The sequence below is a fragment of the Streptomyces sp. NPDC001450 genome, from assembly GCF_053597295.1.
In genome coordinates, this window is the sequence record NZ_JBSFHY010000012.1 from 76,525 (window position 1) to 90,548 (window position 14,024).

Sequence of the window (14,024 nt, forward strand, 5' to 3'; positions counted from 1 at the left end):
GCTCCGCCGGGCAGGTTCGATCACGAGGCGTACGGGATCGGGCACACGCTGTACAGCTGACGGACACCCGTCGGCCACCGTCAGGAAGCGTCCCAAGACGGCAGATCGGACATCCTCCCAGGGGTACCGCCCGGGCGTCGGCGCACGGCATGCGGCACGCCGGAGGATGCGGGTACCGGTACGGGCGTGCACGCGCCAGCGGCACACCCCTTCCGGGGAGCGGAAGCGACACGGCCACCGCGAGGGGCCGGGGAGAGAGTGATCGATGACCGAGGCACGGGAGTCGGCCGGTCCGCACGCGCGCACGCCGGGCACGCCCTGCTGGGTGAGCCTGATGGTGCACGGGCTGGCCACGACCGAGGAGTTCTACGGGGAGCTGTTCGGCTGGGAGTTCCGGCCGGGCCCGCACCAGCTCGGGCCCTATGTGCGGGCGCTGCTGGACGGGCATGAGGTGGCGGGTATCGGTCAGCTGCCGCCGGACCGCCGGCTGCCGGTCGCCTGGACGCCCTACCTCGCCTCGGAGGACGTGGACCAGACGGCCGACCAGGTGCGGCTGTGCGGCGGCACGGTGGCCGTCGGACCGCTGGACGCGGCCGAGGCCGGGCGGATGGCCATCGCGGCCGACCCCACCGGGGCGGTGTTCGGGATCTGGCAGGCGGCCGCCCACCTCGGCACGACGCTCAGCGGCGTCCCCGGTACCCCCGCCTGGAACGAGCTGCTCACCTTCGAGACGGAGAGCGTCGGCAAGTTCTACGAAGTCGTGTTCGGCTACGAGGAGGAGCCGGTGGTGTCCGCCGGCTTCGACTACCTGACCCTGCGCATCGGGGGACGCCCGGTGGCCGGCATCCACGGCGTCGGCCACGGTCTGCCCCGGGACCAGGGACCGCACTGGCTGACGTACTTCGAGGTCGCGGACGCCGACGAGACGCTGCGGCAGGTCGCCGAGCTGGGCGGCCGGGTGCTCAGGCCGGCCCATGACAGCGAGCACGGGCGGGTAGCCACGGTGGCGGACCCGGAGGGAGCGGTCTTCTCGGTGGTACAGGAGCCGCGCTGACGCTCGACCACACACCGCCCGTGTGACGCATATCACATGAGGGGAATCGGGTCCTCTCCGGACGCAGCAAAGCCTCTTGAGCTGTCCACCCGGAGCTCCATTCGCGGCAGGGGGCGGGCGCCATCCGGCCGCGCGCCTTCGATTTGGTGCGACCGGGGCCTCCGGCGCCCCTTCGGAGTCCCCGCGGGCCGCCGCGGACCGCGCCGCCGGGGCTCTGCCCGACCGGGCCGTGGCGGACAGCAGGGGGATCGTCGGGAAGTGGCTGCACATTTCAATTCTCCCCGGGGCATGGCACTTTCCGGGCAAGACTTCTGCGAATTGAATGGCAGACCGCGACAAGTGGCCTTCAGATGCTGGATGTAAGCACGCCGTTAGCATCGAAGTGCCGTTGAATTAAAGCCGGTTGCAGACAACACTGGATCGCGATGGAGCCGGCGCCGAAATTCCGGATCAGCCGACCGGGGCACCGGGCTCCCATCGGGAAGGAGGTGACCGGACATGGGCATGAAAATGACGATGACCACCCGCTGCTCGATCTCCGTGCGGTGGTGGCACGTGCGGATGGTCATCATCGTCATCGTCCTCGTGCTCTGGAGCGTGCTGGCTCAGGGACACGGTGGTACGACGCCGATCGATGCGCTGATGCATCGGGTCTGAGGGAGGATGTGATCCCTCACGGGGGGCGGTTGCCGGAACCGGCGGCCGCCCCATCGCATTGTCAGGCTAGCGCAGGACCAGCGACAGTTGAAGGTATTTCCGTCGCCACTCGAATATCCGTCTTGGAACCGCCCGGTAACTCCGCGGTCGGCGACCGCGATTGTGCGAATCGAAGGCACGGGACGGGCACGTCAAGATCACACGGAGAGAATTCTGCGAAAGGCTTCTGCGCCGTAGTCGTCGGATGCTCTGACCGGAGTCCCCTGGGCCTCGATCCAGGCGTGAAAACGGTAGGGATCGACGGCCGTTCCGATGCACCAATCGGTCCTGCGCCTGCTGAGTGCGAGCATCATGAAAGTGGCCAGGGAGGTTTCCAGGCAGGCGGCGCGACCCGGGTACAGCACGGCGGCACGGCGTACCGCCGCCAGCGAGGCCGCCCCCTGCGAGGGAGTTGCTTCCCTTCGGCACCAACGGTGTCCGGTCCACTCCACCACGCGCAGGACGGTCCGGAACGGCAGGCGGATCAGCAGGAGCGCGCCCAGCAGTCCGAGCAGTCCGAGCAGTCCGAGGGCGACGGTGCGCGCACTTCCGCCGGTACGGCGCGGCCGTAACGGAACGGCGGCCATGGGGACTTCCGCGCTGACGGGGTTGTGCACTGCTCCGGCCGCACCGGGACGGTCGGGTGGGCGGTGCCCTGTTTCCGCTGCCGGTGCGCCGGTCGAGCCGGCCGATGCCGATCCCGCACGTTCGGTGTCGTGGCAGCCGGTGGCGAGCAGCCCCCGGCTCACGAGAGCATCGACGAGTTCCCGGGCGTCCTCCTGGATTCGCTCGTGACAAGCCTCCGGGAAGAGCTGTGCCGTCACGCGTACTCCGGCATCGAAGTCCCGGCTGCGCCGCCACTCCTGCCACAGGACCTTCGCCACGAAGTTCATGGCGAAGCAGTGACCCGAGCGGACGTCGAGCAACACGGCGCCTCCGTGTACTCCCTGACTCTCGCGTACGTGGCCGGGCACGTCCAACCGGGTCATCACGTCTCCTCACCCCCGGCGTGGGTCCGCAACCACACGTCCACGCCCAGCAGACGGTTGAACGCCGGGAAGGGGGCGGCGAGCCCGGTCACCGCTCTGTCGAGTGATGCGATGACCCGCGCTGGTTCCACGATGCCGAGATCGGCGAGCGGCGACCCGGTGAGGCGGGCCCGGAGCGCCGGCGCGGAGAAGCGGGCACCCAGGTAGTCCTCGGCCGCGTAGTCACCCTTGGTGCGCCGGTGCAGCACGGCGTCGGGGACCAACCCGGCCAGTCCGGCCGCCAGCAGTGGCTTCGCGGTGAACGGGTCCGCCTTCTGCGGCGTCGGCAGACTCATGCAGGCACGCACGACGTCCCCGTCGAGGAAGGGTGCCTGTGTCCACACTCCGTACGGACGCCCCACTGCCACGAGTTGGCTCTGCATCTTTGCGGAGGCTCTCAGATCGCACAGGGCGGCGCGAGTGCCGGGGCTCGGCCGTGCCCCGTCCCGACGGATCTGCGCGGCGCGCTCGGCGGCCAGCTCGGCGAGGTCGCGGCGGGTACGAGGTGTCAACCAGGAGGCCTCCGGCCCTGGGCTCGGCCACCAGGCGATCGCGTCCAGCCATTGCGGCGGATGCGGCTGAGGGTTCTCCAACTGGACGGCCAGTTCCCGCAGCATCCGGTCCAGGGGTGTGCGAGCCAGGCGCAGTGCCCGCCACGCGATGCTTGCCGGGGAGACGCGGCGCAGTCGACCGAGGGCGAGTGCGTCGTGCGCCAGCCGGCGCCGTTCGCCCGAGGCCGCCACTTCGCCGAGGTGGACGGGCGGCGCGGTCAGCAGGGCGTCACCGCCTTCCCCCGTCAGATGGGCTCCCGCGCCCTGCTGCGCGATGTGCGCGAGACGCAACCGCAGTCGCGCCACGGCGGCGGTGGACGGATCGGGCTGGTCTGCGGCTCCCCGTGACTCCAAGCTGCGGTACGGCAGTGACGCGTCGCCGCCCCGCGTGACATGGAGCCGGATTCCGGATGACTGGCCGGCGTACCGAACGGCGTGTTCCAGGTCGCCCGCCGGGGCGTCGGGGTGGTGATAGACGAAGGCGTCCAGCGGTTCCGCGGCCTCCTCGACGGCGAGGAAGGCCAGGGCGGTGGAGTCCATTCCTCCGCTGAAATCGCAGCTGATCCGGCCTGCGCCATGGGCGCGCAGTGCGACGGCCCGCTGCAGAGATGTCCGCAGGCGGGCCGCGCTCTCCTCGAAGCGGGCCCCACTGTCGGCTTCGAGCCGTTCGTACGGGCCATGTGTGACGGCGCCCGCGGAGTCGATCCGTAATGCTTCTCCCGGCTGCAGACGACGCACGCCCGCGAACGCCGACTGCCCCTCGGCGAGTTCGGGTACCGAGGGGCAGAAGATGTGTGCGGCGAGCGCTGTCGTGTCGACGGCGCCGTGCCTGCCCGCCATCGCTGCCACTGCCGTCGCGAGCGTGGAGACGATCGTGCGGCCGTCGCACCGTTCGTAGTAGAGCGGGAACTGCCCGGCCAGGTCGGTGTAGGCGGTGAGGCGACCACCGTCCTCCAGTACCAGGAGCAGATAGGCACCCGGCCATCGAGTCAGTCTCTCCCAGTGACCGTCCCGGGCCGAACACACGAGATCGTGCCGCATCCGCTCCGGGTCGGCCAGACACTGGCCGACCGCGAGGACTCGAGCCTGCGGGCACTCGACAGTGCGCACCTCACCGTCGTGCCAAGAGCCCCAGGACCACAGCACTGGCTCTCCGGGCCAGACTTGGGCAGCCGGAGCCGGCAGTGCGGGGCCCGGTGGCAGGACCCCGGCGAGGGCCGGCCCCCGCGGCAGACGAACCTCGTGACGACCGTCCCTGACTGGCTGACGGTCGGTGCACGGAGGGACGGGCATGGCGGCCACGAAGACCTCTACCAGTAGTACTGCGCATTGGCATCGGCGTTGCCGTTGGGCGAACTGCCCAAGGTCACCTCACGGACATGACCGAGGTCGATGAGCTCCGGTGGCACGTAGGCGAGGCTCTCACCGGAAGAGGGCGCCCCGTCGGGGTGCTTTCCCTGCCTGCCGTCCTCCACATGGTCGGACAGGAATTCGGAGAATACGTCATGTGTCATCGGGCCACCTTGAGTCAAGGGCGCGACTGCCTCGGAAAAAACCGGATGGCTCGAATGACTTCTTCAGGCCACTCGAGCGCGCCCCCGCAGTGTAGCCACTCGCCCGTCCCGCAAGGTCGTGAACCGGAAAGTCGTCGACGCCCCGCTGGCCTGGCACTTTGCCATAACCCTGCGGGGTGTCGGCTCAGGTCCGTCGTGTGCGATACCTCTCCTGGCGCGGCCCTCTTCCTAGTCGATGAACGGGGTTCGCCTATTCGAAGCCGAGGATAGGTACTCGCCTCCGCTTGCTCGTCATTTCGAAGAAAACCCATCGCGGAAACGGCGTCAGGACTATCAGCAGCGCTGCGGTGTCATGTCTCGAGCCACGGCCGTCCCCGGCCGGCCGTCCGGACGTCTCATCCTTTTGCGGTGCTCGCCGGGTTCTCCTGCCCGCGCAGTCCCAGGACGAGCGCTCCCTGTGCCTCCGCGCGTGTTCCCAGCTCGCTCAACGTGAGATCGAACCCTGAGCTGTCGTCGACCGCGCCGGGGAGAGCGAAGCGGTACAGCGACTCCTTGCAGCCGCCGAGCAGCAGGTCGCACTCGGCCAGCTGGCCACCCACCACGACGACGTCAGGGTTGAAGAGGTTGCACAGCTGGGCGAGGAAGCGACCCAGGGTCCGGCCCGCGTCCTTGACCACCCGCGTGCAGACAGCGTCGTGCTCCTTGGCGGCTCGGATGACATCCTCCAGGTGCTCGAAGTCCGCGCCGGCCCTGGGGCGTGCCAACCGGACCTGTTGCACGAGCGCTTCGGCGCCGATCACCGTCTCCAGGCAGCCACGTCCGCCGCACTGGCACATCGCGCCGTCCGGGTCCACAGTGAGGTGGCCGATCTCCCCGGCCATCCCTCGGTGCCCCCGCAGCACGCTGTTGTGGACGATGATCCCTGCTCCCACACCCGTGGACACCTTCACGTAGACCACGGTCTCGGCGTGCTCGCGCGTGCCGTAGGTCTGCTCGGCCAGCGCGCCGAGGTTGGCGTCGTTGTCGATGACCGCACGGACCCCCAGGAGGTCCCCCAGGTCCTTCGCGGGATTGTCCCCCGGCCGCCAGGGATGCAGGACGGGCCGGGTGAACTCGTTCGTGCGCGGATCGATCATCCGGGGTACGGCGACACCGAGCGAGAACACGTCGCTCCGCTCACGCCCGGTCGCTTCGATCACGTCGAGGATCATGTCCCGGACGACGGGAAGGGCCCGGTTCCAGCCTCTCGCGACCCCTTCGGCGTTCACCCGTACCGCCACGTCGTCGAATACCTTGTCGAGCCTTCGGGCAACCACCGTGACGTGGTTGAACCCTAGGTGCACGCCCACTCCCACCTGTTCTGTGGGAATGAGGAAAACCTTGCCGCCGCGCCCTTTCCCATCGGTTTTGGCGCCGCGCACGAGGCCGGCCCTTTCGAGCTCCTTCACCGCGGCGGAAACCGTGGCCTGGGACAGGTGGGTGCGCCGTGCGATGCCGACCTGGGTGTCCGCTTTGATCGCGACGGCCAGAAAGACCTTCCTCCGGTTGGCGCTCCGTGTGGCCGACCCCGGTAACCGGTCGAAGACTTCACGAACGTCAGCCATGGCGCCCCCCGGTCGTCGCCTGCCCCCGCAGGTTGACTTTCCCTGCCCCGACCGTAGCAGGTGGATCTTCGATTCGAAGGTGGGACGACTTCAATTGGTTCGACGACCATTACGGGCGTACGACGTCCGGCATACGAAAACAATCAATGATGCCGATTGAAACTGACCGAAAATGCCAGTTTCGCAAGCGGAAAAGATCAGCCAGGGCGGGCCGTCGGTCTCTGAGCCTATGCCGAGGACACCGGCAGGACGTCCGGGGACAGGGCCGCCGCGCGGGACGACGCGGCGGTCATCCGGCGCCGGTGGTGGCGGCGGCACAGCACTTCGTAGCCGACCTCGCCCGCGGACTGGTTGACGTCGCCGACGACCACCTGGGCGCCTTCCACGACCATCTCGCCGCCTATCGTGCGGGCGTTGTGCGTGGCGCGGGCGCCGCACCAGCACAGCGCCTCGACCTGCAGCACCTCGATGCGGTCGGCCAGCTCCACCAGTCGCTGGGAGCCCGGGAAGAGCTTGGAACGGAAGTCGGTGGTGATCCCGAAGGCAAAGACGTCCATGCCGAGGTCGTCCACCACGCGGGCGAGCTGGTCGATCTGCTCGGGCGCGAGGAACTGCGCCTCGTCCGCGATCACATAGTCCGCGCGCCCGCCCTGCGAGAGGTGCTCGACGAGGTAGGCGTACAGGTCCTGGCCGTCCTCGACCTCCACCGCGTCGGTGACGAGGCCCAGCCGGGAGGACAGCTTGCCCTCGCCCGCCCGGTCGTCCCGGGTGAAGATCATGCCGGCGAGGCCGCGCGCGGAGCGGTTGTGCTCGATCTGCAGAGCCAGCGTCGACTTCCCGCAGTCCATCGTTCCGGAGAAGAACACCAGCTCGGGCATGAGGAGTTGAGCACCTTTCGGCGAGTAGTCACAGGGCAGGGAGGTTCAGGAGCGTACTTCGAGCAGCGGGACCAGCTGCTCGGCAGGGGTCATCGAACCGTGGTTGCCGGCCAGCGACGACTCCTTGGGCTCCTGCTCGGTGGCGATGATCAGGACGTCGTCGTGCGCGGCCGCGACCACGTCCCCGATGCGCGCGTACACGCGGTCGTCCACCTGCGGCCCGAACCAGCCCGCCGCGATCGCCTCGTCCCGCGAGGCCACCCAGAACTGCTCGCCGAGCACCTCGCGCCAGACGGTCAGCACGTCGTTCTCGGCGCCCGGCACCGCGTACACGTGCCGCGCCCGCCCCTCCCCGCCGAGCAGGGCGACTCCGGCGCGCAGCTCCCAGTCCTCGTCGAAGTCGATGCGGTGCTGCTCGTCGAAGGGGACGTCGACCATGCCGTGGTCGGCGGTGACGTACAGGGCGCTGCGCGGGGGCAGCTGCTCGGCGAGGCGCTGGGCGAGCCGGTCGACGCACATGAGCTGTCCGCGCCAGGTGTCGGAGGCGACGCCGTAACGGTGTCCGGCGCCGTCCAGCTCGGCGTAGTACGTGTACACCAGGGAGCGGTCACCGGCGGCCAGTTGCTCGGCGGCGAGGTCCATGCGGTCCTCGCCGGTGAGCCGTCCGTGGAAGGTGCCGCCGCTGAGCGCGATCTTGGTCAGCGGGGTGTGCTGGAAGGTGGGCGAGGACACCTGGGCGGAGTGCACCCCGGCCTCGTGGGCCAGCTGGAAGACCGTGGGGTACGGCTGCCAGGGGCGGGGGTCGGTGTACGGCTGCCAGCGGAGCTGGTTCATCAGCTGCCCGGTGGCCGGGTTGCGGACGGTGTAGCCGGGCAGTCCGTGGGCGCCCGGGGGCAGGCCGGTGCCGACGGAGGCCAGGGAGGTCGCGGTGGTCGCCGGGTAGCCGGCGGTGAGCGGGCGTCCGGTGCCGCCGCGCGAGCTGTCGAGCAGCGAGGTGAGGAAGGGGGCCTCGTCGGGGTGCGCCCGGAGCTGCTCCCAGCCGAGCCCGTCGACCAGGAAGACACAGGCCCGGTCCACCGGGGTCAGTTCCGTGATCGCGGCGGTCGTGCCGGGGACTCCGAGGCCGGCGGCCAGGGTCGGGAGGAGGTCGGCGAGGGAGCCGGTGCCGTACTCGGGCAGCGGCGCGGTGTCCAGGGCGAGCGGTTCCGGGTGGTCCCAGGAGTAAGGACCGGGAGGGGTGGGCGCGGAGCGCCCTCGATCATGGGCGGCGGAGGGAGACGGGTGGGACATCAGCGCGTGATGTCCGCGGTCGCCTCGGAGATGGCCTGCGCGAAGGCGAGCGTCTGGCGCACCGTCTCCGGGCCGTCCCCGGCTTCGCTGACACGCAGGCTGAGATCGTCCGCCGTGGAGCTGCCCGTGTAGCCGTGGTCGGCCTCGCAGTTGGGGTCGCCGCAGGCGGCGGGCTCCAGGTCGATGCGGCTGACCGCGCCCCAGCCGATGGTCAGCACGACCTCGCGGGGCAGCGTGCCCGGCGTGTACTGCTCCGGGTTCGCGACCACCCGGCTGACCACGACCGACGAGATCCGGCCGAGCTTCACGGACTCCGTGGACGTCGTGGCGTACGGCGTCGGGGAGGTGCTGTCGGCGGCCTGCTCGTCGGTGTGGCTGACGATGAACCGGTTGCCGGTGAGGACGAGCACGGTCACATGCCGCCGCACCTCGTTCTGGTCGAACGTCGTCTCCTGATGGACCAGGTACGACCGGATCGGCTCGCCGCCCACGGCGGCCTCCACCGCCTCGGACACGAGGGCCGGGTAGTAGCCGCTGCGCTCGATCGCCGTGCGCAGCCCCTGGGTCGTCGTACTGGTCTTGGCCATGGCGTCCATCTTAATCCGTGGGCAAGGGGGGTCCGGGCCAGTCGCGAGCACCTGTGGCGGCCTTCGCACCCGTGCGCGAGTGCCGAGGGACGAACCCCGACAGGATGTCCAGGCGCTCGGCGGCGATCAGACAGGAGAGGGGTTCGCGCCCGCCCGCATCCGCTTCGAACGCGACGACGACGGCCGGTGCTTCGCCCAGGGCGCGCACGAGGCGCGCTGTCTCCCCGGCCGTCGGGGCGCGGAAGACGGGGTCCTGGAAGCTGGGCGGGCAGGAGACGAGGAACGGGTCGACGAAGACCAGCTCCAGACCGTGGTGGTAGGTGAGGTCGTAACCGGCGGCCAGGCGCAGCTGCCCGCCGTCCCAGACGATCACTTCCCAGTCCCACCAGCTGCCCTCGGGCAGCAACTGGCCGGCGATCTCCATGTGGCCCCCTCCCCCCTCAGTAGGCCGGCAGTGTGCGCGGGCCGAGGTCGTCGCGGGCGGGTGGCGGGGCGAGCCGTAGCGTGGCACCGAGGACGCTCACGCCGTGCTGGGCGACGACGACCGGCTCCAGGGTGACGGCGACGACCTCGGGGTGGTCGTCCACGAGCCGGGACACCCGCAGCAGCAGCTCCTCCAGCGCGGGCGTGTCCACGGGCGTGGAGCCGCGCCAGCCGAACAGCAGCGGCGCCGTCCGGATCGACCGCACCAGCGAGGTCGCCTCCCGGTCGGTGACCGGGATCAGCCGGTGCGCCATGTCCCCGAGCAGCTGTGAGGCGGCCCCGGCCAGGCCGAAGGAGAGCACGGCCCCGGCGGCCGGATCGATCACCGCCCGTACGACCGTGTCGACACCCCGGGGCGCCATCCCCTGCACCACCGGCCGCAGCTCCTCTGGCTGCCCGAACAGCTCGGTCAACTCGGCGTAGGCCCTGAGCAGTTGCTCCTCGTCCGCCAGGTCGAGGCGTACGCCGCCCAGGTCGGCCCGGTGCCTGAGGTGCGGGGCGGTGGCCTTGAGGGCCACGGGGTAGCCGAGGGTGCGGGCGGCCTCGGCGGCGGCGTCCGGGGTGGGAGCGGCCAGCGCCCGGCGCACGTGGATGCCGTACTTCTCGAGCAGCTCGCAGGTCTCCGCCTGCCCGATCGTGAGCCCCTGCCCACGCTCCAGCAGCCCTTCGATCAGCTCGGCTGCCCCCCTCTCGTCGATGTCGTCGTACTCCGGCACCCTGCCCGGATCGGCGGCCTCCCGCCGCCACTGCCCGTACTTCACGGCTTCGGCGAGGGCCCGGACGGCGCGCTCGGCGGCGGGGTAGGCGGGGATGAGACGAGAGGGAGCGTCCTCCGAGGGGGCCTGCACGGCGGTGGGCGGTCGTTCCGCAGGGCGATGGGGGTCCCCCCGCTCGAGCGAAGCCGAGAGTGGGGAAGGGGCACCGCCCTCAGCACCGGGTGCCTTCGCGAGGGCCTGTGGTGACGTACTGGCCGCGGCCGACAACGCCTCCGCAAGCCCCCCGAGCTCCACGTGCACCACCAGCACCGGCTTTCCCGGAACGGCAGCCGCAGCCGACCGAAGCGCCTCCGCCAGCTCCGCGTCGCCGGGCGTCCCCTCCCCGATCGCCGGGATCGCCGTGACGACGACGGCGTCGCACGTCTCATCCGCCAGCGCCCGCGACAACGCCCGATGGAAGTCCTCCGCCGTCGCCCCGGTGGTCAGGTCCAGCGGAGGCGACGGCCGCAGCCCCTCCGCAAGACACCGGTCGTACGTCAGCACCCCCAGCGACTCGGAGTTCCCGAGGATCGCCACGCGCGGCCCCATGGGCAGCGGCTGCCGGGCGAGCAGCAGCCCCGCGTCGACCAGTTCGGTGATCGTGTCGACCCGGATCACCCCGGCCTGCCGCAGCAGCGCGGAGACGGTCGCATGCGGCAGCCGTGTCGCCCGTACCGCGTGCCCCTGCGGCGCGGAGCCGACCCCCTGCACCACGACCAGCGGCTTCGCCGCCGCCGTGCGCCGGGCGAGGCGGGTGAACTTGCGCGGGTTCCCGATGGACTCCAGGTACATCAGGACGACGTCGGTCTCCGGGTCGTCGTACCAGTACTGGAGGACGTCGTTGCCGGAGACGTCGGCCCGGTTCCCGGCGGACACGAAGGTGGACACCCCGGTGACCCCGGTGACGCCTCCTCCGCGCCGGTGCAGCCGGGACAGCAGCGCGATGCCGATGGCCCCGGACTGCGCGAACAGCCCGATGCGGCCCGGGCGGGGCATCTCGGGGGCGAGCGAGGCGTTCAGCAGGACGTCCGGCGCGGTGTTGATGACACCGAAGGCGTTCGGGCCGATGATCCGCATGCCATAGGCACGCGCGAGCTGGACCAGGGCCCGCTGCCGCTCGCGCCCCTCGGGCCCGCTCTCGGCGTACCCGGCGGACAGCACGACCAGTCCCTGCACCCCGTGCTCGCCGCACTCGGAGACCACCGCGGGTACGTACTCGGCCGGTACGGCGACGACGACGAGGTCCACCGGGCCCTCGATGTCCCGCACCGAGCGGTACGCGGGCACCCCGTCGACCTCGTTGAGGTCCTCGGGGAAGGCCTTGTTCACGGCGTACAGACGGCCGGGATGGCCGGCGTCCCGGATGTTGTCGAGGACGCTTCGGCCCACCCCGCCGGGCGCGCGGCCGACGCCGACGACCGCGACGGGGCCGGGTGCCAGCAGCCGCCGTACCGAGCGGGCCTCGGCGCGCTGCTCCCGCGCGCGCTGGACCGCGAGGGAGCGGTCGGTGGGTTCGAGGTCGAACTCCAGGCGTACGACGCCGTCCTCGAAGCTGCGCTTCTGCGTGTACCCGGCGTCCGTGAACACCTTGATCATCTTGGTGTTGGCGGGCAGCACCTCGGCGGCGAAGCGGCGGATGCCGCGCTCGCGGGCGACGGCCGCGATGTGTTCCAGAAGGGCGGAGGCGACCCCGCGGCCCTGGTGGGCGTCCTGCACCAGGAAGGCGACCTCGGCCTCGTCGGCGGGCGCGGAGGCGGGCAGACCGTCGGCGCCAATGCGGTCATAGCGTACGGTGGCGATGAACTCGCCGCCGATCGTGGCGGCAAGTCCCACCCTGTCCACAAAGTCGTGGTGCGTGAAGCGGTGGACGTCCTTGGCGGAGAGTCGTGGGTACGGCGCGAAGAAGCGGTAGTACTTCGACTCGTCCGAGACCTGCTCGTAGAAGCTGACCAGGCGGTCGGCGTCATCAACGGTGATGGGCCGGATGCGCGCGGTACCCCCGTCGCGCAGCACCACGTCCGCCTCCCAGTGGGCGGGGTACTCGTGCCGGTCGTGCCGGTCCGCCGGGCTCTGCATGGGCCCCAGAGTAAGGCTCGCGTACGACAACGGCGCGAGGCAGTCTGTGGGGGACGGAAGTCGGACCGAGGCCGCGGTCCGACGGCACACCGGAGCGGGACGCAGAACCGCTCCGGGCACGCTTCGCGATATGGGAAACTGGTCTAGACAACCCTGAACACTGAAGGGCAGCAACACATGGCTGAGCGCCGCGTCAACGTCGGCTGGGCCGAGGGCCTCCACGCCCGCCCCGCTTCCATCTTCGTCCGGGCCGCCACGGCCGCAGGTGTCCCGGTGACGATCGCCAAGGCTGACGGCAACCCCGTCAACGCGGCCTCCATGCTGGCTGTCCTGGGCCTGGGCGCCCAGGGCGGCGAGGAGATCGTCCTCGCCTCCGACGCCGAGGGCGCGGACATCGCCCTGGACCGACTGGCCAAGCTGGTCTCCGAGGGCCTGGAAGAACTCCCCGAGACCGTCTGAGGTGTGCCAGGAAGCCGCGTCACCCTTTCCGGGTGGCGCGGCTTCCGCGTTTTTCGCGCCCAGTCCGAGGAATTCGACGCAGGCACACCGAAGGCCCGCGACCGGGAATTCACGGCACGCCGAGAAAAGGGCAGCGGAAATACCCGCCCACCGAATATCTCCCCTTTGTATACGGCGCCCGTGTTAATGCCGCAGACTCGACATGTTTACGGCATGTTGCGAGTTCCTCACACGTTCGGAACGGTCCCCGCCCGAGGTGAACCGCAACCGGTGCCCGCCCGTCGCCCGCTCGGTGTGCATGGCCGTGATCGCCCGCGCGCGCTCGCTGTCGCCGCGTGCCACCGCGTCCACGATCGCGCCGTGCTCCGCCCAGGAGTCCACCGGGCTCAGCGGCGCCTCCACCGTGTACATCCAGGCGATCTTGTGCCGCAGCTGGGTCAGCATCGAGCTCAGCGAGGGGCTCCCCGAGGCCTGCGCCAGCGTCTCGTGGAACCAGCCGCCCAGCGAGCGCAGATCCTCGCTGTTGCCCCGCCTGGCCCGCTCCTGGCCCAGCCTGACCAGACCCCGCAGCACCTTCAGATGGGCCTCGGTGCGCCGCTGGGCGGCCCGGGAGGCACCGAGCGGCTCCAGGAGCGTGCGCATCTCCAGCAGGTCGGCGGCCTCCTGCTCGGTCGGCTCGGCCACGCACGCGCCCGCGTGCCGCCGGGTCACCACGAAGCCCTCCGCCTCCAGGGTGCGCAGGGCCTCGCGGACGGGGACGCGCGAGACTCCGTAGCGGCGGGCGAGGACTTCCTCGGTGAGGCGGCCGCCGCGCTCGTAGACACCCGCGACGATGTCGTCCCGGATCGCCGTGCACACCGAGTGCGCCGGAATACGCATGACCGACCTCCGCCTTAATCCCCGTGAAACGTCGACGATGGACGCGTGTTCCGTGACTCTATTGCAATGAGCCGGAATTTCCGACGGCAGGCTGGAATCCATGGATATTTTTTGGACAGCGGATGCGACAGGCACCGCGAAAAACGGCGAAAGCCCCGGCTCGCGAGCCG

The 14,024-nt window shown here is 70.6% G+C and carries 13 protein-coding genes; 3 read left to right on the forward strand and 10 right to left on the reverse strand.

Annotated elements, in window-relative coordinates:
- Positions 1–265: 265 nt before the first annotated feature.
- Positions 266–1,054, forward strand: coding sequence for a VOC family protein (locus ACWC5O_RS15650; protein ID WP_450587012.1), 789 nt, complete (start codon positions 266–268; stop codon positions 1,052–1,054).
- A gap of 498 nt (positions 1,055–1,552) precedes the next feature.
- Complete coding sequence (locus tag ACWC5O_RS15655) at positions 1,553–1,711, forward strand: hypothetical protein (RefSeq protein ID WP_450587010.1); 159 nt, start codon at positions 1,553–1,555, stop codon at positions 1,709–1,711.
- Positions 1,712–1,908: 197 nt separating this feature from the next.
- Here the strand turns inward: ACWC5O_RS15655 and ACWC5O_RS15660 are convergent, their stop codons facing one another.
- The 9 genes from ACWC5O_RS15660 to ACWC5O_RS15700 form a co-directional block, all read right to left on the reverse strand.
- Entirely contained in the window at positions 1,909–2,739 is an 831-nt protein-coding gene (locus ACWC5O_RS15660) for a lasso peptide biosynthesis B2 protein (protein ID WP_450587008.1), read from the reverse strand.
- Positions 2,739–4,622, reverse strand: coding sequence for an albusnodin/ikarugamycin family macrolactam cyclase (locus ACWC5O_RS15665; RefSeq protein WP_450587007.1), 1,884 nt, complete (start codon positions 4,620–4,622; stop codon positions 2,739–2,741). The genes ACWC5O_RS15660 and ACWC5O_RS15665 overlap by 1 nt, the downstream gene beginning before the upstream one ends.
- Before the next feature lie 17 nt (positions 4,623–4,639).
- Positions 4,640–4,843, reverse strand: coding sequence for a lasso RiPP family leader peptide-containing protein (locus ACWC5O_RS15670; protein WP_450587005.1), 204 nt, complete (start codon positions 4,841–4,843; stop codon positions 4,640–4,642).
- A gap of 395 nt (positions 4,844–5,238) precedes the next feature.
- On the reverse strand, positions 5,239–6,447 hold the full coding sequence (locus ACWC5O_RS15675) for an ROK family transcriptional regulator (protein WP_450587003.1): 1,209 nt from the start codon (positions 6,445–6,447) through the stop codon (positions 5,239–5,241).
- A 227-nt stretch (positions 6,448–6,674) separates the two neighbouring features.
- Positions 6,675–7,325 carry a thymidine kinase gene (locus ACWC5O_RS15680; protein ID WP_450587001.1) on the reverse strand — a complete coding sequence of 217 codons (651 nt, stop codon included), beginning with the start codon at positions 7,323–7,325 and terminating at the stop codon, positions 6,675–6,677.
- Between the two features lie 45 nt (positions 7,326–7,370).
- Entirely contained in the window at positions 7,371–8,615 is a 1,245-nt protein-coding gene (locus tag ACWC5O_RS15685) for an alkaline phosphatase family protein (RefSeq protein WP_450586999.1), read from the reverse strand.
- On the reverse strand, positions 8,615–9,211 hold the full coding sequence (locus ACWC5O_RS15690; protein WP_450586997.1) for a DUF5998 family protein: 597 nt from the start codon (positions 9,209–9,211) through the stop codon (positions 8,615–8,617). The genes ACWC5O_RS15685 and ACWC5O_RS15690 overlap by 1 nt, the downstream gene beginning before the upstream one ends.
- Position 9,212: 1 nt before the next feature.
- Positions 9,213–9,626, reverse strand: coding sequence for a hypothetical protein (locus ACWC5O_RS15695; RefSeq protein ID WP_450586996.1), 414 nt, complete (start codon positions 9,624–9,626; stop codon positions 9,213–9,215).
- A 16-nt stretch (positions 9,627–9,642) separates the two neighbouring features.
- On the reverse strand, positions 9,643–12,516 hold the full coding sequence (locus ACWC5O_RS15700; protein WP_450586994.1) for a bifunctional acetate--CoA ligase family protein/GNAT family N-acetyltransferase: 2,874 nt from the start codon (positions 12,514–12,516) through the stop codon (positions 9,643–9,645).
- 177 nt (positions 12,517–12,693) lie between these two features.
- Between ACWC5O_RS15700 and ACWC5O_RS15705 the strand changes: the two genes are divergently transcribed.
- Positions 12,694–12,975, forward strand: a complete 282-nt coding sequence (locus ACWC5O_RS15705) for an HPr family phosphocarrier protein (RefSeq protein ID WP_071381868.1) — start codon at positions 12,694–12,696, stop codon at positions 12,973–12,975.
- 183 nt (positions 12,976–13,158) lie between these two features.
- Here the strand turns inward: ACWC5O_RS15705 and ACWC5O_RS15710 are convergent, their stop codons facing one another.
- The gene (locus ACWC5O_RS15710; RefSeq protein ID WP_450586992.1) at positions 13,159–13,854 is read right to left on the reverse strand and encodes a GntR family transcriptional regulator; all 696 of its coding nucleotides are present in this window, start codon (positions 13,852–13,854) and stop codon (positions 13,159–13,161) included.
- Positions 13,855–14,024: the final 170 nt, after the last annotated feature.